Source organism: Novosphingobium sp. AP12, assembly GCF_000281975.1.
Taxonomy (GTDB): domain Bacteria; phylum Pseudomonadota; class Alphaproteobacteria; order Sphingomonadales; family Sphingomonadaceae; genus Novosphingobium.
Genome location: NZ_AKKE01000132.1, coordinates 1 through 3082 on the forward strand (window position 1 = coordinate 1; position 3082 = coordinate 3082).

5 protein-coding genes are annotated in these 3082 nt (G+C 55.0%); 1 reads left to right on the top strand and 4 read right to left on the bottom strand.

Annotated elements, in window-relative coordinates:
* Positions 1–649: hypothetical protein (locus tag PMI02_RS27325; protein ID WP_007685981.1), on the top strand; the 649-nt coding region annotated here is incomplete at its 5' end.
* Between the two features lie 128 nt (positions 650–777).
* On the opposite strand, the gene PMI02_RS19255 is transcribed toward PMI02_RS27325, so the two are convergent.
* The 4 genes from PMI02_RS19255 to PMI02_RS19270 form a co-directional block, all read right to left on the bottom strand.
* Positions 778–1080 carry a hypothetical protein gene (locus PMI02_RS19255; protein ID WP_007685983.1) on the bottom strand — a complete coding sequence of 101 codons (303 nt, stop codon included), beginning with the start codon at positions 1078–1080 and terminating at the stop codon, positions 778–780.
* Between the two features lie 9 nt (positions 1081–1089).
* On the bottom strand, positions 1090–1482 hold the full coding sequence (locus PMI02_RS19260) for a hypothetical protein (protein ID WP_007685984.1): 393 nt from the start codon (positions 1480–1482) through the stop codon (positions 1090–1092).
* A 142-nt stretch (positions 1483–1624) separates the two neighbouring features.
* Positions 1625–2041, bottom strand: a complete 417-nt coding sequence (locus tag PMI02_RS19265; RefSeq protein ID WP_007685986.1) for a hypothetical protein — start codon at positions 2039–2041, stop codon at positions 1625–1627.
* Between the two features lie 207 nt (positions 2042–2248).
* Positions 2249–2806, bottom strand: a complete 558-nt coding sequence (locus PMI02_RS19270; protein ID WP_157222605.1) for a hypothetical protein — start codon at positions 2804–2806, stop codon at positions 2249–2251.
* Between the last annotated feature and the right edge of the window lie 276 nt (positions 2807–3082).

Sequence of the window (3082 nt, forward strand, 5' to 3'; positions counted from 1 at the left end):
TCCCAATGGCTGCAACTGGTGGATTGAGGACTGTCAGCTTCGAGGCTTGATAGGCATATGCATATACGATAGCGCCAGTTCCATGGACACGATATCGACCAAAATTCAGGCAACGACGATAGATTTCGGCGTGTGTTTAATTTGGTTTACGTTCACGGCCTTCCTAGTATCTGTGACTTATACGGCGAATTTAAAATTTGGTTCTGAGACCACGTTGATCACATCATGTAGTGTCGTTGAAGAGATTCTGAAATTTTCAGCTTTTATTTTTTTTAGAAAACGGGCGTTCAAAATTGTCGTCTCGTATGGTATTTTTGAAGCAGTATTCATGAAAGTACCGATATTTGAGTGGAATAGCGTTGGCGCCTTGAGCTTGTACGCTGGCTTTGCTTTTGCAAGCGTGACCTTCCATGCGTCTACAGCTTTAATATATAAAGCAGCTATATCCTCTTGTGATAAGCAGTTAGTATGTGGCGTGGTTTTGGTCACAACATTGCTACACGTGGCATACAACATGGTTGCATATTGGATAATCAACGAACTTTATGCACTGTTGTTCTGCTCGACAGTACCATTAGTGATAGTAGTTATTAATTATTTTATAAAACGTTCCCAGTTTACAGGGCCGCTTGTTGAGGAGACTGTCTAAACGACTTACCCCCCCCAGTGTCCGCAATGGGGCGTCTCCGGTCAGGCTGTTTTTCTTGGGAAGCGGCGGAAACCGGACAGGCCCCTATCGAGCGCGTCCCTCGGCGTCGTGAGGGGCCGGAAGGGTGGTTACCTGCCGGACTCTTTCTGACCCGTGAAGTCATATTCGCGGAGCACCTTTTCGACCTCCCCAATGTTCATCCGCTGGTAGAAGCAGGATCGCTGCGTCGGCGTCGACTGCGGATCGATGTTGTAGGCCCACGTTGGTGAATTGGACAGTCCAGTCGAAATCGAAAAGCGGTGGATCACTAAAGAGCAATACTCGGCGGTCTTCTTCACGTCGTTCCAACTTGGCTGCCGCATCGGCTGCGCGGATGCAACCACGCTTGGAACTAAGGCCCCGATCAAAACAGAGGTAAGCATCCTGCGCATTGCCGCATGCTATACTTTGGCGGGAACGTCCGCAATGGGGCGCTTCTGATCCGGCAGAATTCGGGATGAGAGTGTGGTTCGCTGCGACAGCTGCGCGTTCCGCGCAGCGCGACGATCCATAAACTTAGTAGTCAGATGACTTGCGAAAAGCGCGAGAGGCGTGATTACCGCAATGGCGGTCACGTTCCCGATGATGACCATACCCGGCGGGGCGTCATCGGACTCCATCGTCGATAGCCAGTAGATCAACGAAGCGGAGATCAGAGCCGGGATGGCAAGCGTCCCGGCCATCAACGAGACGCCACGGCTATTGGTGACGGGGCGGCAGATCGCCGCAACTGCGCCCGCAATCAGAAAAACGGCGATCGCGAAGGCGCAGAGCATTAGCGAGGTGATCAGCATGCAATCAACATGCAGGCGCCGCTCAATGACCACAAGGGGGCGTGTCCGGAAAGGCCGGTGTCGGCTGAGATAGGTGGGCATCAGACGTTCGGGCCAAAAGAGCCGGAATGGCCGGGCGATAACCCGCAGGTTCTGTCGAGCCCTATCGAGTATGTGACGGATTGCCGTCTTTGAATTCAATCCTCACAGCAACAAACGGTGCCGTTCCCCGGTTCATCACGGCATGAAGGCCCTCTGGTTCCCCCCTCACGGTTTGGGCAGCGTTGAGAGCGGGAGCATCGAAGCGATCGGTCTCGGCCGGACGGCCATCGACCAGCTTGTATTCGATATAGGTGATCGGCTGGGGCTGTTCGAAATACATCACGCTCGGCCAGCGGTGATCATGGACGGGTTCAGTCGCGCCGGGTGCCACCTCGACCCGCAAAACACGGATCTTGTCGTCCTCCATCAGGACACGGTGACTGCCCGGCGCGGCGGCGACCGCATCGAAATCCTTTGCCGACGCGCTGACCGAAGTTGCGGTAACGATCAGCAAGAGCGAGGAAAGAAAGTGCTTCACGGCAAATCCTATCTGCGCGGCCCGAAGTTCTCGTCGAGCCAAGTCGAAAGCCAGTGTAATCGTGCGCGAACGGCCAGCTATACAGAAATGCCTAAAGTCCGAAAGGAGAGCGCGAACCGCCAACCCGCTTCTCCTGCCACGCTGCGGTAAGCTGCCCTTCCGCTGAAAGACGGCCATAGCCGCGTCGGGAGAGGCCGGGAGGGGTGGTTAGTTGCCATTCCGCATGGCGATGTCAGGCTGATGTTTCATCATCAGCATCAACATCAAAGTCGATAGCGCGAAGCCGATGAAAGCGATCAGCGCAAATTGCTGACCTTGATTTCCGGTAAAGATGAAGACCAGCATCTCCAGAGCAATTAGCCGATTGATGATGAGCAACCGGAGATCGCCGTAGCTACGGGAAAAGAAGCGCTCACGCCACGACATGTCGCGCCATTGCCCCTTGGACCGCTGATTAAAGGTGTTAACCGCTTGGCGTGTTGCTCCATCAACGAGGACGACCAAGAACATAATCGCTGCCAAAGCACCCAACAACGCTGTGAAGGGCAAAGTGAGGGGCGCAAATGTCAACGGCGCAATTGCGATGAGCCCGGCAACAACGGCTGCCACCCAAGACCCGAGCAAGGCAGGCCAGAAGAACGAATCTGTTGAACGGGAGATCATGGCGGGCACAATAGCGTTGCGGTCATCAACTGCACAGAAATGTCCGCAATGGGGCGGGTCCGGAAAGGCCGGTTTCGGCCTAAATCTCTGCAAGGCGGCCACTCCGCTTCTGGGATCCCCAAGCGTTGTTGCCGATGGTCCCTCAGCGTGCAGTGTCGATCGACACTATCGCGCCAGAGACGTTCAAGTTGTAGGGGCCGCTGAAGATGCGCATTCACGAGGTCTCGCGGGGCGATGTGCACTTTGCTGAAGCATTTGAAATCTCGCCGCTGTAGCCGCCGGCACAGTCAAACAACTCCACGCGCCCGGCTCCGACCAACACCCCGCGGCAGGCCTCGCAACAGTTGCGCCATAGACGTTTAGGCGCTTTAACCGCAC

Bases quoted from the DNA above. Each gene is read 5' to 3' on its own strand.
- PMI02_RS19255 (WP_007685983.1), bottom strand. From the start codon at position 1,080: ATGCGCAGGATGCTTACCTCTGTTTTGATCGGGGCCTTAGTTCCAAGC.
- PMI02_RS19260 (WP_007685984.1), bottom strand. From the start codon at position 1,482: ATGCTGATCACCTCGCTAATGCTCTGCGCCTTCGCGATCGCCGTTTTT.